Raw genomic sequence first — 17,102 nt, forward strand, 5'->3', positions numbered from 1 at the left:
CGAGAGGGAATGTAAGTGTCATCAACTGACCGGCGTAAGAAGGGTCGGTCAAACTCTCTGGATATCCCATCATGGCTGTGTTGAACACAACCTCGCCCGCTACAGGAGCGTCATATCCAAAAGATTTACCATGGAACTTGGTTCCATCGCTCAAAACTAAGGTTACTTTTTTCATATCTGACATTTGATTCTTTTATTTTCTTACTGATGATAAACGTTTTCGATATAGTTCACAAACGACTGGTTGCAGAGTTTCGTGCCGCCTGGGGTTGGATAATGACCGGTGAAATACCAATCGCCCTTGTGGTTTGGAATCGCCTCGCGCAAGCCCTCGATGCTCTGGAACACGAGCTGGATAGGAGTAGTCATGCCCTCCGGGCGAAGCATCTCTACAATCTTCTCGTTGATTTCCTCGGTGCTGAATGGCTTGTAGATGGCACGTACCGGATTGATCTGCTCCTCCTTCGGCTTGGTCAGTTCTACCTTGCATGCCTCGTAGGTCTGCTCAATTAGATCATCCATCTTACGTTCTTTCAGCAACTGGATAGCTGCACGGAACACGCAGAACTCTTCCAGTCTTGCCATATCGATGCCGTAATAATCCGGATAGCGGATTTGAGGGGCACTGGATACGACCACAATCTTCTTAGGATGCAGACGGTCGAGGATGCGGAGAATACTCTCCTTCAGGGTAGTACCACGCACGATACTATCATCGATAATGACAAGATTATCCACATTCGGCTCGATGCTTCCGTAGGTTACATCATACACATGGCTCGCCAGGTCGTTACGACTATTGCCCTCGGTGATGAAGGTACGGAGTTTGATATCCTTCCATGCTATCTTTTCTGAGCGGACAAAGTCGCCGAGGATTTCGTATAATTCTTCTTTTGATGGAACATGGTCGAGGTTTGCAATCTGCTCAATCTTGGTCTCATTAAGATACTTCTTGAAACCGCTCAACATGCCATAGTAAGCCACCTCGGCAGTGTTCGGGATATAGCTGAACACGGTGTGGTCTACATCATAATCCACAGCCTTCAGGATAGGCTGGGTCAACTGCTCGCCCAACTGCTTACGCTCCTTATAGATATCCTTGTCGGAACCACGACTGAAGTAGATGCGCTCGAATGAGCAGGCTGAATCGCCCTTCTGCTCCATGATGCGCTCGATGGTGCATTCACCGTTCTTCTTCACGAGAAGCGCCATGCCCGGCATCAGTTCCTGCACTTCCTCAGCCTCCAGGTCGAAGGTAGTTTGGAGCACAGGGCGCTCGCTGGCCAGTACCACGATTTCATCGTTCTTATAGTAGAACGCAGGACGGATACCCCAAGGGTCGCGCATGGAGAACATCTCACCCGAACCGGTGATACCACAAACCACATAACCGCCGTCGAAGTTCTTCATCGTGGTCTTGAGCACGTTGCTCATCTTCACGTGGTCTTCGATGTAGTTGGTGATGTCGGTGTTCTGCATCTCCATCGCCTTTGCTGCCACGAAGTTGCGCTCCACCTCTCTGTCCAGACGGTGGCCCATCAGTTCAAGCATGATATAGGTATCGCTGTAGATGCGTGGACTCTGCCCCTGCTTGGTCAGTTCCTGGAAGATTTCATCTACGTTGGTCATGTTGAAGTTGCCGCAAAGGCAGAGGTTCTTCGCCTTCCAGTTATTGCGGCGCAGGAATGGGTGCACATACTGAATGCCACTCTTTCCTGTGGTACTGTAGCGCAGGTGTCCCATGTAGAGTTCGCCTGCGAAAGGCAGTTCCTCTTTGGCAAACTTAGCATCGGCAAGCTGCTCGGGAGTCAGGCTTTTGAAGTTGGCATTCGCCTTACCGAAAATCTCAGTCACGGCGTTCTTGCCCTCTGCACGCTCACGGAACATATACTCATGACCAGGCTTTCCGCCCAGTTTGACACAAGCCATACCAGCACCTTCCTGGCCACGGTTGTGCTGCTTCTCCATCATCAGATAGAGTTTGTTGAGTGCGTACATCCAAGTACCATACTTCTGCTGGTAATACTCCAGTGGCTTGAGCAATCTGATCATTGCCACACCACACTCATGTTTCAATGGTTCCATCTCTCTATTATCCTTATCTTAATTAGTTAAATTTGAATATACCTATCCGAGGGATACCCCTCCAAAAAAAGGGAAACGTCAAGAAATGACGAATCCCTTTATATATTATTCTACAGTAACTGACTTGGCCAAGTTTCTAGGTTGGTCAACGTCCTTGCCCTTACATACAGCTACATGGTAAGCCAAGAGCTGCAAAGGAATAGTAGCCAATAATGGCTCCAGGCACTCCAAGGTCTCAGGAAGTTCAATCACTTCGTCGGCAATTTTGGAGATGATTTCATCGCCCTTGCTGACAATGGCAATAACGCGACCCTGACGGGCTTTAATCTCCTGGATATTCGACAAAATCTTCTCATACATGAAGTTATGGGTAGCAATGACAACCACTGGCATATCGCTGTCTATCAACGCGATAGGTCCATGCTTCATCTCCGCTGCAGGATAACCTTCAGCGTGAATATAGCTAATCTCCTTCAACTTCAATGCACCTTCAAGAGCCACTGGATACTGGAATCCACGGCCCAGATAGATGAAATTACGAGCGTATGTAAACGTACGGCTCAAGTCAGCTATCTTATTGTTGAGCTTCAAAACTTCCTTCATCTTGGCAGGAATGTTCCAAAGCTGTTCTGTAATCTTCTGATATTCGCTCTCGCAGATGGTTCCTTTCTCCTTTCCGATAGCAAGCGCCAGCAGGATGAGAACGGTAACCTGACCGGTGAACGCCTTGGTAGAGGCTACACCGATCTCAGGACCTACGTGAATATAGGTACCAGTATCTGTTTCTCGGGCAATGGAAGAACCTATCGAGTTACAGATACCATAGATAAACGCACCACTCTCCTTGGCAAGCTTAATGGCAGCCAGGGTATCAGCGGTTTCACCACTTTGGGAAATGGCGATAACGACATCATCCTTCGTTACCACAGGATTACGGTAACGGAATTCAGATGCATATTCTACTTCTACCGGTATACGGCAATAGTTCTCCATCATCTGCTTGCCGATAAGTCCGGCATGCCATGATGTACCACAAGCCACGATGATGATTCGCTTGGCATTGAGAAGCTGCTGGCGATGGTCGGTAATGGAGCTGAGCACGACACCCATCTCTGTCTCCTTCTTGCTGGTAGTATCGTCGCCATCAGTCATTACGCGGGTTTCCACTGTGCGGCTAACCACACGGCCACGCATACAGTTGCGCAAGCACTCTGGCTGTTCGAAGATTTCCTTCAGCATAAAGTGAGGGAAACCACCCTTCTCAATCTGACCGAGATCAATGTCTACGGTCTGTACCTCAGGGTTGAGTTTAACGTTCTGGATGTTCACCACCTGCAATTCCTCACCGAGGCGCATCACAGCGATGTTACCATCCTCCAGATAAACCACCTTATCAGTATATTCGATGATAGGACTGGCATCAGAACCGAGATAAAACTCTCCATCCTTACCGATACCTACAACCAACGGACTCTGCTTACGGGCAGCAATGATCTGATTAGGGTTACGCTTATCAAGAATAGCGATAGCGTAGGCTCCGATTACCTGACGGAGAGCCACCTGAACGGCAGTCAGCAAGTCGAGATTTTTCTTTATCTGAATATATTCAATCAGCTGAACGAGAACCTCAGTATCCGTCTCGCTCTTAAACTCTACTCCCTTAGCAATGAGATTCTTCTTGATACCGGCATAGTTTTCTATGATTCCATTATGAATCATGGCAAGGTTCTTGCTAGAGGAATAATGCGGGTGAGCATTTACAGCTGAAGGCTCTCCATGGGTAGCCCAACGAGTATGAGCAATACCCACATGTCCCGAAATATCCTTATCAGAGCAGAACGCTTCAAGATCTGCCACCTTACCCTTTGCTTTGTAAACGTTCAAAGCACCATCATTACTGATAAGAGCCACGCCTGCACTATCGTATCCACGATATTCCAGGCGCTTTAAACCTTTGATAAGGGCAGGATAAGCCTCACCCTTACCTAAATATCCTACAATGCCACACATATATTATTATTTTTGTAGTATTCTGATTTTACTCTCTTCTATTACCTGCTATCGCAAGATATTGACAATCAATGATGCGATAGAAATCAATGTACCAACGGCAGAGAACCACAATGTAGTAGATGAACCGATAGATGAGTTTTGAGCTTTCACCTTATTTGGTTCTACATAGATAATATCATTCTGCTGCAGATAATAGAATGGTGAATTAATAATATTTGCATCATTCAAGTTCATACGATAAGTATGCTTCTCTCCTGCTGCATCCTGACGAATCAATAATACATTGTCACGCTTACCATAGATGGTTAAGTCGCCACACTGTGCCAAAGCTTCAAGAATACTCATCTTCTCCTGTGGAGCATAAATAATTCCTGGCTTTTCTACTTCACCTAATACAGATACATGGTAACTGCCCATGCGAACCGTAACAATAGGATTTTCTTTTTCTGCCAGATAAGGCTTCACCTTATTCTTGATGAGATCTTCAGCCTGCTTCTTGGTCAAACCACCGACATGCAAGGTTCCAACAACAGGAAACTCAATATTACCATCATTATCAACCAAATATCCTTGCAGGGAACCACTACCATAACTCAGCTGTCCGCCTGTACCCAATGTTTGAGAGACAGAGAGGTTGAAAGGCATGGCAGCCTTTGGATCTGTTGTAATTACTGTAATTGTAAGTTCGTCCTTAGGCATAATCTTGGCTTCATAAAGCATTCTTGAAGCAGCCAAGCTGATAGAATCTGCATTTTGGAAATAAGCTACATTCTTAGTACTTCCACAACTGCCAAGTACTAAGAGCATAGTCAAAGCGACTAAAACTGAACTAACGAGTTTTTTCATTTTCTAAAATTTTCGTTTTAAAATATTGGTGCAAAATTACGGTATTTTTTTGAATACTGCAAATTTTTGCACCAATAATTCTACTTACGTCTATTTTTTTTTGAAATAATAGCCTTTTTTACTTATCTTCGATGCCATTTGATGGCAAATTAAAGCTATAACTGTTATCGAAAATCTTCTTCACTTTATTAATCTCAACGAAGGTTGTGCCTCCACCCTCTCCAAAGCTACCACTTAGATAAGCAATCTTATCCTCCTCGCCTAAGTAGCCTTTCTGGCGAAGCATACGTACCGCAGCAGTAAACATAGCCTTGGTAGAAACCTGATCCTTCTGATGGATTGGAATAATACCATAGCTCAAATTCAACCAGCGCTGAAGTTTCTCCTTGTAGCAGATAGCCAATACCGGATTAGGACCACGGAAGGCTGCCAGGTCGCGTGCGGTCTGACCGGTTTCACCATCAGTGATGATACCGGCTACACCCAACTTCTTTGTAGCCTCGATGGCAGCATGGGCCAGGAAGAGTTTCTGGTCAATCTTACCGTCTTCCATTGGATTAATATCATTCAGTGGAGACTTATCCTTCTCTGCCTGCTCAGCAATACGGGCCATGGTCTGCACTGCCTCAACAGGATACTTACCACTTGCTGTTTCACCAGAAAGCATCAGTGCATCGGTGCGATAGAAGATAGCATTGGCAATATCGGTTACCTCCGCACGGGTAGGACGTGGATTCTTGATCATGGTATGCAACATCTGTGTTGCCACGATAACCGGTTTCTGCGCCTTCACACACTTAGAGATGATGCGGCGCTGGATGCCAGGAATTCTCTCGATTGGCACCTCGATACCCAAGTCACCACGGGCAATCATGATACCATAGCAGGCATCAATAATCTCATCAATATTATCAACACCTTCCTGATTTTCAATCTTTGAGATAATCTTGATATCACTGTTGTGAGCATCCAAAATATCCTGAACAGCCTTCACATCGGCAGCATTGCGCACAAAAGAGTGAGCGATGAAATCAATATCCAGTTCGATAGCGAGTTCAATATTCCGGCGGTCTTTCTCTGTCAGTGCAGGCAGGTCGATATGTTCTCCTGGCACATTCACGCTCTTGTGAGCACCGAGCACACCTTCGTTCTGAACCTCAGCAACCAGCATAGGACCCAGGCTGTCGATAATCTTCATATCGAGTTCACCATCATCGAAGAGCAAATCATCACCTACCTTAACATCGGCTGCGATGTCAGGATAGCTCACATTCACAATATCATGAGAAGACTCCATTTCCGGACGTCCAAAGATTTTCACTACATCACCTACATTGTAGTGGATAGGTTCCTTCACACCTGTAGTTCGCACCTCAGGACCTTTGGTATCAATCATAATACCAATATGTGGAGACACGGCTCTTACATTCTTTACGATGGTGCGTATACCCTCTTCTGTGGCATGAGCAGTATTCATACGAACAACGTTCATACCGGCGAAAAACAGTTTTCGGATAAAATCCTGATCACATCTACGATCACTGATGGAAGCGACAATCTTTGTTTGTTTCATATTTGTAATTTACCTTATTGAAATTTCAATGTTTGCGGTATTTCTACCATATTTCTTAAATTGCGTGCAAAGATACAAAGAATTTCTGAAATAAAAAACATCTGAAATACAAAATATATATAAAATATTAAGTTACTTTCAAATTGAAAGCGCATAAAACAGAAAATCTAGCCAATGGGACACTTCTCGTTCCCATTGACTAGATAACAAATCTATTAATCCCGTTGAAAAACAGGATTCTTAATGATCAATTCTAAATTAGATATCCAAGTCTGGCGCCTTCTCAGCTCCTGCTGCTGCCTCAAACTTAGGCATCACATTGAAATTGAAGAGGCCGGCGATAAGGGCACTTGGCATTTTTCTAACCGTCTGGTTATAGTTCTGAACGGCTTCATTATACTTGCGGCGTGCCTCGCTGATACGGTTTTCCGTACCCTCTTCCTGAACCTGAAGAGCCTTGAAGTTCTCGCTGGCTTTCAACTCAGGATATTTCTCGGCTACTACCATCAGTTTGGAGAATGCATTCGCCAACTCACCTTGTGCAGCAGCATATTTCTTCAGGCTAGCCTCAGTTAGATTATTGGCATCCAGCTTTACCTGACCTACAGCAGCACGAGCCTTGGTTACCTCGGCGAAGGTTTCTTTCTCATGCTTGGCATAAGCCTTTACTATCTTTGCCAACTGTGGCATCATGTCTGCACGACGCTGATACTGAGTCTGAACATTAGCCAACTCTGTGGTAGCCAACTCCTGTTTCTCTACCAATCCGTTATAACCACTGAACATCCATAGTACCAGCACAACTACGATGCCCAGGATGATCCAACTTTTCTTTATTCTTCTCTTTGCCGGTTGCATGTTTGAATTCATTGTCTGTTCCATTGTCATTATTATTAATTAATTATTTACTATAAACTATTAACTATAAACTATTAACTATAATCGACCATTACCATCCTCCGCCAGAGCCACCGCCGCTAAAGGTGCCTCCGCCAAAAGAACCACCCGAGAAACCACCCCCGGAAGAACCGCCACCTCCCATAAAGAAAGGAGGTATCCAGTCATCATCGTTGTTTCTCCTACGAGACTGATTTCTCTGATTGCTCTTCGGTCTTGGCTTCACAATACCGAGCATCTCCAGAATATACCTGATAAACAGACAGATAGGAATACCGAAGAAGATAAGGAACAGGATAATGACCAGAAACCAGTCCTCTTCGTCATTAACCGAACCTTCATCAACATCCGCTATTCCCGTCCGTCCACTTTTCACCTTATTATATATAGCACGGCTCACAGATGCTACCGCCTCGCCCGGATTATCTTCTCGCATGTACTTCACGATGCAAGCCCGGGCAATATCATCACAGTCCACATCAGTCAACTCACCCTCCAGTCCACTTCCTGGAGCAATAAAGTATTTATGGTCCTCCACCGCGATGACGATAACCAGTCCTCTCCGGCTCTTCTTGTAACCGATACCATATTGGTTGCCCACATCCTGCGCCATGCGGAAGGCATCCTGGTTGTCAACCTTTCCCACAATGATGAGCACATTCTGCACACCACACTCCAACTTCAGTTTCTGAAGATAGAAGTTGGCCGAATCCTTCTGTGCCTTGTCTACATATCCATCCGGATCGGAAACATATTGCGTAGAATCCTTGAGGAAAGGAATCGGTACATTTTTCGCCGTCCAAACCTCACCAGCCATCAAAGACAATGCATGAAAGGCTACAATCATTAAAGCCAAAAAATATCTCTTAAATCTCATAATTTCTCTATTTTGGTGCAAAAATACGCAATAAAAACCTTATATGCAAATACTTAGAGCATTATTTTTGCAAAAAAAACCTTAAGTATTTTGTTATATCATAAAAAACTTGTATCTTTGCACACCGAAATAAAGATTAACAAGTAAAATTAGTAAAAAATAAAGAAATGACCAAAGCAGATATCATTAATGAGGTAGCTATCGCTACTGGTATGCCTAAGAAAGAAGTAGGTACTGTAGTAGAGGCTTTTATGGAAGAGGTTAAGAAGTGCCTCATCGAAAAGAAGGACAATGTATACTTGCGTGGCTTCGGCAGCTTCAACATCAAGCATCGTGCTGCTAAGACTGCTCGTAACATCTCAAAGAATACAACCATCACCATCCCAGCTCACGACTTGCCAAGCTTCAAGCCATCAAAGAGCTTCGTTGAGGAGATGCAGAACGCTCAGTAATACTGCTGGACAGGAAGAGAGAAATATCATTTTTTATAATAACAATATTTTAAAATTTTAAAATCATGCCAAACGGAAAGAAAAAGAAGGGCCACAAGATGGCTACTCACAAGCGTAAAAAGAGATTACGTAAGAACAGACATAAGAGCAAGTAAGCTAGCATTGTAGCTAGTCTACTTTAGCTCTCGGTCAGTTCGTGACTGAGGGGGGGTGTGTCAGTTCAGATATGGAATGACATACCCTTTTTTTGTATTAATTTAAAGTTAAAAGATTATTGAAGATATGACAAGCGAAGTTGTAATTGATGTCCAACAGAAAGACATCTCTATCGCACTCATGGAGGACAAGCAGCTGGTGGAATACCAGAACGAACCTCGTGAGGCATCGTTCTCTGTGGGCAACATCTACATCGCAAAGGTAAAAAAACTGATGCCGGGTCTTAACGCCTGCTTCGTGGATGTAGGTTATGAACGCGACGCCTTTCTTCATTATCTTGACCTAGGAAGTCATTTTAATTCCTACCAGAAGTACCTTAAACAAGTACAGAGCGACAGAAAGAAACTTTTCCCATTCTCTAAAGCCAGCAAAATGCCTGAATTGGAAAAGGACGGCAGCATACAGAATGTACTCAAAGCAGGACAGGAAGTGCTGGTACAAATCGTAAAGGAACCAATCTCTACCAAGGGACCTCGACTCACAGGCGAAATCTCATTCGCGGGCCGATACCTGGTACTCATGCCATTCGGTGATAAAGTTTCTGTCTCGTCGAAAATTAAAAGCGGTGAAGAACGCTCCCGACTCAAACAACTCATTCACAGCATCAAACCAAAGAATTGCGGTATTATCGTCCGCACTGTGGCTGAAGGAAAGAAAGTCGCTGAGCTCGATGCTGAGCTGAAAGTCCTGGTGAAGGGATGGGAGGATGCTATCGCCAAGGTACAGAAGACCCAGCAGCGCCCGCAACTTGCATTCGAGGAGACCGGAAGAGCCGTTGCTCTCTTGCGTGACTTGTTTAACCCATCTTACGAGAACATCTACGTGAACAACGAAGATGTAATGAACGAGGTGAAGAACTATGTTTCTCTAATAGCCCCTGAAAAGGCGGGCATAGTTAAGCTCTACACCGGTAAGGTGCCTATCTTCGACAATTTCAGCATCACCAAGCAGATTAAAGCTGGCTTTGGTCGTGTTGTTAACTACAAGCACGGTGCTTATCTCATCATCGAGCACACCGAGGCCTTGCATGTTGTCGATGTAAACAGTGGTAACAGAACTCGTGAGAAAGGTCAGGAAGCAAATGCACTGGATGTTAACCTCGGCGCTGCCGATGAGTTGGCAAGACAATTGCGCCTCCGAGATATGGGAGGTATCATTGTTGTCGACTTCATCGACATGAACCTTGCCGAAGACCGACAGTTGCTCTATGAGCGCATGTGCAAGAACATGCAGAAGGACCGTGCCAAGCACAACATCCTGCCATTGAGCAAGTTCGGACTGATGCAGATTACGCGCCAGCGTGTACGTCCGGCTATGGATGTGAATGTAGATGAGACCTGCCCTACCTGTTTCGGTACGGGCAAGATTAAGTCTAGCATCCTCTTTACCGACCAGTTGGAAAGAAAAATCGACCGCCTAGTCAACAAGATCGGCGTCAAGAAATTCACTTTGTATGTGAATCCTTACGTGGCTGCCTTCATCAACAAGGGCTTCATTTCCCTGAAGCGCAGATGGCAGTTTAAGTATGGTTTCGGCTTCAATGTGATTCCTTCACAGAAACTGGCGTTCCTCCAGTACGAATTCTACGACAAGGACAACCAGTATCTGGATATGCAGGAAGAACAGGAAACAAAGTAAGTTTTTAATTTCAGAAAAAAAGCTCCATCCGCATCTGATTGCGAATGGAGTTTTTTTTATTTTGATTTTCTACACCTTATTATATATAGGGCATTTTAATACTCTATCTCATTATTCACCATTTTCTCTGTATCCCAAGGTGCAGGAGCACCGCCGAGATAACGATGGAACCAGTCGAGGTGCGCATTGTAATAAAGCGGCATCGACTTCAGGTTGCTTGGCCAGTGACCATCATACTTCAAGACTATCAGTCGCGAAGGAATGTTCAGGGTCTGCAAGGCTGTGAAATACTGCAAGCTCTGGGTATAAGGTACACGATAGTCCAGCTCGCCCGTCATCACCAGAGTTGGCGTTGAGAAGTTCTTGATGTATGAGGATGGCGACCACTTCTCGTAGAGATCGGAATTGTAAGGCTGCCCCTCCAACTCAAAGTTAGGGAACCATACTTCCTCAGTACTGCCCCACATAGAGCGCAAGTCATATACGCCCATCATGGAAGCCAGACACTTGAATCGCTTGGTATGTCCCTGCAGCCAGTTCATCATGTAGCCGCCATACGACCATCCCATCGCTCCCATCCTGGTGGAGTCAACATATTCCAGGGTTGCCAGCTTATCGGTAACCTTCATTACATCCTCGAATACCTTTCCGCCCCAGTCGCCAGAGATGGCACGGGTGAAGGCCTGACCATATCCCGTAGAACCGTGAGGGTTAGGATAAGCCACCACATAACCGGCAGCAGGATAAACCTGCCAGTCGCCACGGAAGGAATTCATCCATTGCATTTGCGGACCGCCATGTATATTGATGATAAGCGGATATTTCTTGCTGGCATCAAAGTTGTGTGGCTTCACGATGAATACCTGTACCTTGTCACCACCTGCGCCATCTACCCAGATGCTCTCAGATGGACGGATATCCACCTCATCCTCCAACTGCTGGTTGAGGAAGGTAATCTGTTGTTCCTTGCCGCTAGCTACAGGAGTTCCATTCCACTTCTTCATCTGCTGGCGATAAAGAGCCGATGGTTTGCCTGTCGTGCTATAGGTATAATATACCATTCCCTTATTGTCGAAATCAAACTCCGAGATAGCCTTGCCCGTCAATACCGGCGAAATGGTCTTTTTGGCAATATCGAGCTTGTAGAGCGGCTGAGCACCCTGTACCTGACCGAGGAAGAAGATGCTCTTGCTGTCGGGAGCCCATTTGTAATCATCTACCCAGTTGTCAAACTTCTCTGTCAGGATGGTAGATTTCTTCGCAGCCCGGTCGTAGATGGCAAGACGGAAGCGATCAGACTCGTATCCAGGCACTTGCTGCAAGCGGTAAGCGATATACTTGCCGTCAGGCGAATAGGCTGGAGTACCATCCCAAGCCTTGTTCTCCTTCGTAATGCAGACCGGTTCTCCCCCATTCACAGATACCGTCCACAGGTCGGCATTGGTGCTAGCCTCCTGATGCTCATCATGATTAGATACGAAACAGATTTCCTTGCTGTCAGGAGAGAATTGATAGGTGATTCCACCCCCAACCACGAATATAAGCGAATAATTGCCCGGAGTCAGATCCTTGTAAGTCTTCGTCTGTGTATCGAAAAGGATAAGATGATTGCATCTTCCATCACTATAGCTCGTCCAATGACGGTAGAGCAACTTGTCGGCAATATGTGCCTGCACAGGTCCCTGCTCTTTCTTCTCCATTCGGGCCTTGTTAGCCTTGGCATCAGCGCCCAGGTCGGGATATACTTCTGCAGTAAAGGCAATGTATCGCTCATCCGGAGAGATGACAGGACTACCGATACCCAACTCATAATCAGTTACCTGTTCCGTCTCGCAGGTAGTCAGATCCATGCGAAAGATTTGAGCCGTCCCTTTCTCATAATTAGTAAAGAAGATACTCTTTCCATCCTTGCTCCACACGGCAGAACTGCTCTTTCCATTCTCGGTAAGAGCCTTGACATGAGAACCATCCGCATTCATGATGTAGATATCGGAGCCAGACTTCTGGTTTTTCAAGTCAGAAGAACTGGCGGTATAGCAAACCGTCTTACCATCAGGCGAAAGGCTCACCGAAGAAACGCCCTTCACCTTGTACAAATCTTCGATGGTAAACGCCCTTTTCTGAGCGTTTGCCGAAAGCAGCGCCATCACGAGCACTGCCGAAAACATCAATCTCTTGTTCATATAACCTATTAATATTTATATTTCCGATGCAAAAATAGCAATTATTTTTGGATTTCCTGCAACCTTTTGCAATCTTTTATCGTCTAAGCTATAAATAACATTGATAATAACATAAAAAAGAAAGGAAAAGATTATGATTTTAAGTACGACTCCAACAATAGAAGGCCACCCTATCCGTGAATATCGTGGCGTAGTAACTGGCGAAACCATCATCGGTACCAACTTTGTGAAAGATTTCTTTGCCAGTGTTCGTGATGTAATCGGTGGCAGAAGCGGTTCTTATGAAAGTACGCTCCGAGAGGCTAAGGATACAGCCCTCAGAGAGATGGCCGACCGTGCCGCATCCCTGGGCTGCAACGCCATCGTAGGCATCGACCTGGATTACGAAACCGTAGGAAAAAGCGGCTCCATGCTGATGGTAACATGCAGCGGAACAGCAGTGATTATCTAAGTTCCGTGACTGTAAAATAGAACAAAATATGCTTGAAATGGGGCGGTAACTCGTTTTTTAGGTAGTTACCGCCCCATTTCAAGCATATTTTTATCTATATAGTGTGGTGACATACACCTGATGAAGGTCACCAACTTTCTTCTATTTCATTTATTCTATCACCCAATCCTCTATACTTCGCTGGTTTTCCGAGAAGTTAATACCCACTTTCACAACCTTCCGCCCATCATCAGCAAAAGCCTTGACATAGTCCTTGTCGCTGATTTGCGCCATAGCGATGTCGGCAGACTTCTTATATTTTAACTCAAAGATAAAGATACTCTTATCCGTCTTGAGCACAAGGTCTAGTCTTCCATCCGAAGTGGTATGCTCCACCTTCACATCTTCGCCAAGCATGGTGAAGATGGTGAACATTACGGCTTGATAGTGACGCTCATTATTGTTGATAATCGTATATGGAAACTTATCATAGAATGCCTTCAAGTGAGGCATAAAGGCTCCCATGTCGTCATTGACGAGCACATTCTTGGAATAAGCATACATAATGGCATCATATCTGTTCATGTCTTGCGCAGTATAATACCTGACGAGACTATCAGAAAAGCCTTGTCTTACTTCTAGATTTGGGAAACAGAGATGATACAATTTTCCCCTTCGCTCATATCCTTTAATGGTAAGGTAGCCACTTTGGAAAAGGACAGGAATAGGATCAGCGAGTCTTTCCGTAGGTGTATCAAAACGTGAAGCCTGTATCCACAAATCATCCAAATTGAGCATATCCAAATTCTTCTGCTGCATCAGTTCTATCAAGAACGTAGGTGTACCAGATGTAAACCAATAGCTATTAAACTCCTTATCATCCAAAGCATTGATAATGCTGTAAGGATTGAAGATATCCTCGCTATTGATACTGAAGTGGTAGCCATCATAATGCTGCTTGAGTTGCTCTAAGGTCTCCTCATAAGTGAGTCCATTATGCTCAGCCATCTCCTCGATACCCTCACGGAAATACTGAGTCAATTCACTCTTGGTAATACCACAACAGCTACTGTATTCATCCTTCAACGTGAGAATCTTGAGATTGTTCAACTCGCTAAAGATGCTGAGCTGGCTAAACTTGGAGATGCCTGTGATGAATACAAAGCGGATGTTTCCCTCTTGCTGTTTCAATGGGCTGAAGAAATCTCTCATAATGTTGCGGATGGTCTTCTGCAATTCTTCGTCACTTACAGAATCATGCATTGGGGCATCATACTCGTCGATGAGAACAACAGCTTGCTTCCCTGTTTGAGCGGTAGCAGCAAGCAAAATATCCCTAAAGCGAGCCCCAAAGCCTTCACGCTCAGATTCTGGAACTTCTATTCCATATTTCTGCTCTTCAACTTTAAGTATATTATTTAATATGATTTTAGTATTTTCCAAACTATAATACTTACCGCAGCTCAGATCCAGGTGGATGACGGGATATGCTGTCCACTCCTTCTCCATCTGTTCGATGGCAAGTCCCTTGAACAGTTCTTTCTTACCCTCGAAGTAAGCCTGGAGGGTAGATACAAACAAGGATTTTCCGAATCGACGTGGGCGACTCAGAAAATGAAACTTGGCATAATGAGCCAACTGATAGACGATAGCCGTCTTGTCAGCATAGAAGTAATTCCCCTTCACGATTTCGGAGAACGTTTGTATTCCCAAAGGATATCTCTTTGAAGCCATAATCTTACTCTTAATAATTAATGTACAAAGATACAGATAATATTTCAGAAAACAAGCATTTTTCTGATTATTAACAATATATCACTGCAAAAATAGAACCGCAATTCAACAAAATATGCTTGAAATGGGGCGGTAACTACCTAAAAAATCGAGTTACCGCCCTAGTTCAAGCATATTTTTATCTAAAAACCTTTGCAGTATTCAAATAAAAATATTATCTTTGTAGCCAATTATCAGAGCCTTAGGGCTAATTGTTATCATAAAATAAGACTTTACCATTATGCTACAAAAAATAATAGGACGCAAGGAAGAGCAGAAAACGTTGCAGGATTGCTATGAATCCAACAAACCGGAATTCGTAGCTGTCTATGGAAGACGACGCATCGGCAAGACTTTTCTGGTAAAACAATTCTTCAAAGAGAAGTTCGATTTCTATTTTACCGGAGCTTATCAGGCTAACAAGAAAGACCAGCTCTTCAACTTCAAGATGACCCTGGAGTCATACTCTGGCGTCAAACGAAGAACCCCTCAGACATGGCTGGAAGCATTCTTCCAGCTAAAAGATTATCTGACTTCTCTCGGTGACAGACGAAAAGTGGTTTTCATCGATGAGCTGCCTTGGTTCGACACCCCACGCTCCAATTTCATCAGCGCCATCGAACTCTTCTGGAACCAATGGGCTTCAGACCAGAACCTTATGCTCGTGGTATGCGGCTCAGCCACCTCATGGATGGTCAACAAACTGCTGGGAGACAAGGGAGGACTGCACAACCGGGTAACCCGCAGCATCTATCTTGCCCCATTTTCATTGGGGGAAACTGAGGAATTTCTACAGAATAACCATATCGTATTCAACCGCCATCAGATCGTAGAATGCTATATGATGCTGGGCGGTACCCCCTACTACCTGAATATGCTCAAGCCCCATTTAAGCCTGGCTCAAAACATCAACAAACTGTTTTTCGAGGAGAACGGCGAACTGAGAAGAGAGTTCGACTTTCTGTTCCGTTCGCTTTTCAAGGATAGCAGAAACTATCGCAAGGTTGTAGAGACACTTTCCCAAAAAGCCAAGGGATTAACCCGACAGGAAATCATCCGCGAATGCAATATTCCAGACAATGGCGGACTATCAGAGGTGTTGGACGATCTCTGCAATTGCGATTTCATCCGCCGCTACTACCCCATCAACAAGAAACAGCGAGATGCAGTATATCAGCTCACCGACCTCTTCTCCCTGTTCCACCTGCGCTACATCAAGAACTCCACTGGCATGGACGAAACTTTCTGGACCGACACCATTGATTCGCCAAGTCACCGTGCCTGGTGCGGCTACGCTTTCGAGCAGGTATGTCTGCATCATATCAGGCAAATCAAGCGTGCCCTAGGCATTGAGGGGGTTCAGTCATCCATCTGCTCATGGTCTGCACCTGCCAGCGTGGATTCTGAGGGCAAGAAGCGAGAAGGTGCCCAGATAGATTTGGTAATCGACCGCCGAGACCAGACCATCAACCTATGTGAGATGAAGTTTTCGATGAAGCCCTTCGAGATTACTCCCTCCTATCTGGAGCACATCATCTATCGCCGGGAATTGTTCAGAGAAACCACAGGTACCAGCAAGGCTCTGCACCTCACCTTCGTTACGACCTATGGTGTGACAAAAAATGCCCAATACGGCATGATACAGAGCGAGATTACGATGGATGACCTATTTAAGCAATAAGCGATATACATCTAATGAAGGTCACAGAAATATACAAACATCAAAATAATAGGAGGATATGAATATGGCAAGACCAATAACGTGAATTCAATAAAAAGTGGAACCTAACATATAATGCACTTTTAGGATGAATATTTATCGTTTTGATTCAGATAGGAACGATGACAACAAGCACACGAGAGCCATGTACTTCGACATGCTCGAATTATAAAAGCAAAAACGACCCGCACATTTGAGCATCGTTGAGAGGCTTGGCGGGTTCTCGTGCTGCAAAGATACGAATAATCTTTGATAATACAAACTTTTGAGCAAGAAAATCGGGTAGGAGGTAAATGCTAATCACAAAAGGCATTTGCCTCCTATTTTCACACTTACCGACCTCCCACACCACCGTACGTGCGGTTCCGCATACGGCGGTTCCTATTTTGGATGCCATTC

At 44.9% G+C, this 17,102-nt stretch carries 13 protein-coding genes and 1 pseudogene; 4 read left to right on the forward strand and 10 right to left on the reverse strand.

The annotated features are described in order from the left end of the window. The 7 genes from ACWJAO_RS12320 to ACWJAO_RS12350 form a co-directional block, all read right to left on the reverse strand. On the reverse strand, positions 1–175 hold a 175-nt coding region (locus ACWJAO_RS12320), incomplete at its 3' end, for a carbamoyl-phosphate synthase domain-containing protein (RefSeq protein ID WP_449140475.1). A 26-nt stretch (positions 176–201) separates the two neighbouring features. Continuing rightward, positions 202–2,085, reverse strand: coding sequence for an amidophosphoribosyltransferase (locus ACWJAO_RS12325; RefSeq protein WP_449140465.1), 1,884 nt, complete (start codon positions 2,083–2,085; stop codon positions 202–204). 105 nt (positions 2,086–2,190) lie between these two features. Next, a complete protein-coding gene (gene glmS / locus ACWJAO_RS12330; protein WP_449140466.1) occupies positions 2,191–4,095 on the reverse strand; it encodes a glutamine--fructose-6-phosphate transaminase (isomerizing) in 1,905 nt (634 codons plus the stop codon). Positions 4,096–4,143: 48 nt separating this feature from the next. Next, positions 4,144–4,944 carry a polysaccharide biosynthesis/export family protein gene (locus ACWJAO_RS12335; RefSeq protein WP_022121476.1) on the reverse strand — a complete coding sequence of 267 codons (801 nt, stop codon included), beginning with the start codon at positions 4,942–4,944 and terminating at the stop codon, positions 4,144–4,146. A 118-nt stretch (positions 4,945–5,062) separates the two neighbouring features. Continuing rightward, on the reverse strand, positions 5,063–6,517 hold the full coding sequence (gene pyk / locus ACWJAO_RS12340) for a pyruvate kinase (RefSeq protein ID WP_449140467.1): 1,455 nt from the start codon (positions 6,515–6,517) through the stop codon (positions 5,063–5,065). Between the two features lie 258 nt (positions 6,518–6,775). Further along, the gene (locus ACWJAO_RS12345) at positions 6,776–7,399 is read right to left on the reverse strand and encodes a LemA family protein (protein WP_449140468.1); all 624 of its coding nucleotides are present in this window, start codon (positions 7,397–7,399) and stop codon (positions 6,776–6,778) included. A 67-nt stretch (positions 7,400–7,466) separates the two neighbouring features. Further along, the gene (locus ACWJAO_RS12350; RefSeq protein WP_449140469.1) at positions 7,467–8,291 is read right to left on the reverse strand and encodes a TPM domain-containing protein; all 825 of its coding nucleotides are present in this window, start codon (positions 8,289–8,291) and stop codon (positions 7,467–7,469) included. Between the two features lie 155 nt (positions 8,292–8,446). Between ACWJAO_RS12350 and ACWJAO_RS12355 the strand changes: the two are divergent. Together ACWJAO_RS12355 and ACWJAO_RS12360 are read left to right on the forward strand one after the other, a co-directional pair. Further along, a pseudogene (locus ACWJAO_RS12355) lies at positions 8,447–8,743 on the forward strand (HU family DNA-binding protein); the annotation flags it as partial. Positions 8,744–9,025: 282 nt separating this feature from the next. Further along, complete coding sequence (locus tag ACWJAO_RS12360) at positions 9,026–10,597, forward strand: Rne/Rng family ribonuclease (protein ID WP_449140470.1); 1,572 nt, start codon at positions 9,026–9,028, stop codon at positions 10,595–10,597. Positions 10,598–10,692: 95 nt separating this feature from the next. On the opposite strand, the gene ACWJAO_RS12365 is transcribed toward ACWJAO_RS12360, so the two are convergent. After that, positions 10,693–12,780, reverse strand: coding sequence for a prolyl oligopeptidase family serine peptidase (locus ACWJAO_RS12365; protein WP_449140471.1), 2,088 nt, complete (start codon positions 12,778–12,780; stop codon positions 10,693–10,695). A gap of 133 nt (positions 12,781–12,913) precedes the next feature. Between ACWJAO_RS12365 and ACWJAO_RS12370 the strand changes: the two genes are divergently transcribed. Beyond that, positions 12,914–13,231: a heavy metal-binding domain-containing protein gene (locus tag ACWJAO_RS12370; RefSeq protein WP_117587376.1), complete on the forward strand. Its 318-nt coding sequence runs from the start codon at positions 12,914–12,916 to the stop codon at positions 13,229–13,231. 150 nt (positions 13,232–13,381) lie between these two features. Here ACWJAO_RS12370 and ACWJAO_RS12375 read toward each other — a convergent pair whose 3' ends face one another. Then, positions 13,382–14,944: an AAA family ATPase gene (locus tag ACWJAO_RS12375; protein WP_449140472.1), complete on the reverse strand. Its 1,563-nt coding sequence runs from the start codon at positions 14,942–14,944 to the stop codon at positions 13,382–13,384. A 280-nt stretch (positions 14,945–15,224) separates the two neighbouring features. On the opposite strand from ACWJAO_RS12375, the gene ACWJAO_RS12380 reads away from it, so the two are divergent. Further along, positions 15,225–16,664, forward strand: coding sequence for an AAA family ATPase (locus tag ACWJAO_RS12380; protein ID WP_449140473.1), 1,440 nt, complete (start codon positions 15,225–15,227; stop codon positions 16,662–16,664). Between the two features lie 205 nt (positions 16,665–16,869). On the opposite strand, the gene ACWJAO_RS12385 is transcribed toward ACWJAO_RS12380, so the two are convergent. After that, a partial coding sequence (locus ACWJAO_RS12385; RefSeq protein WP_449140474.1) for a hypothetical protein occupies positions 16,870–17,102 on the reverse strand: 233 nt, incomplete at its 5' end.

This window comes from Segatella sp. (genome assembly GCF_977051555.1).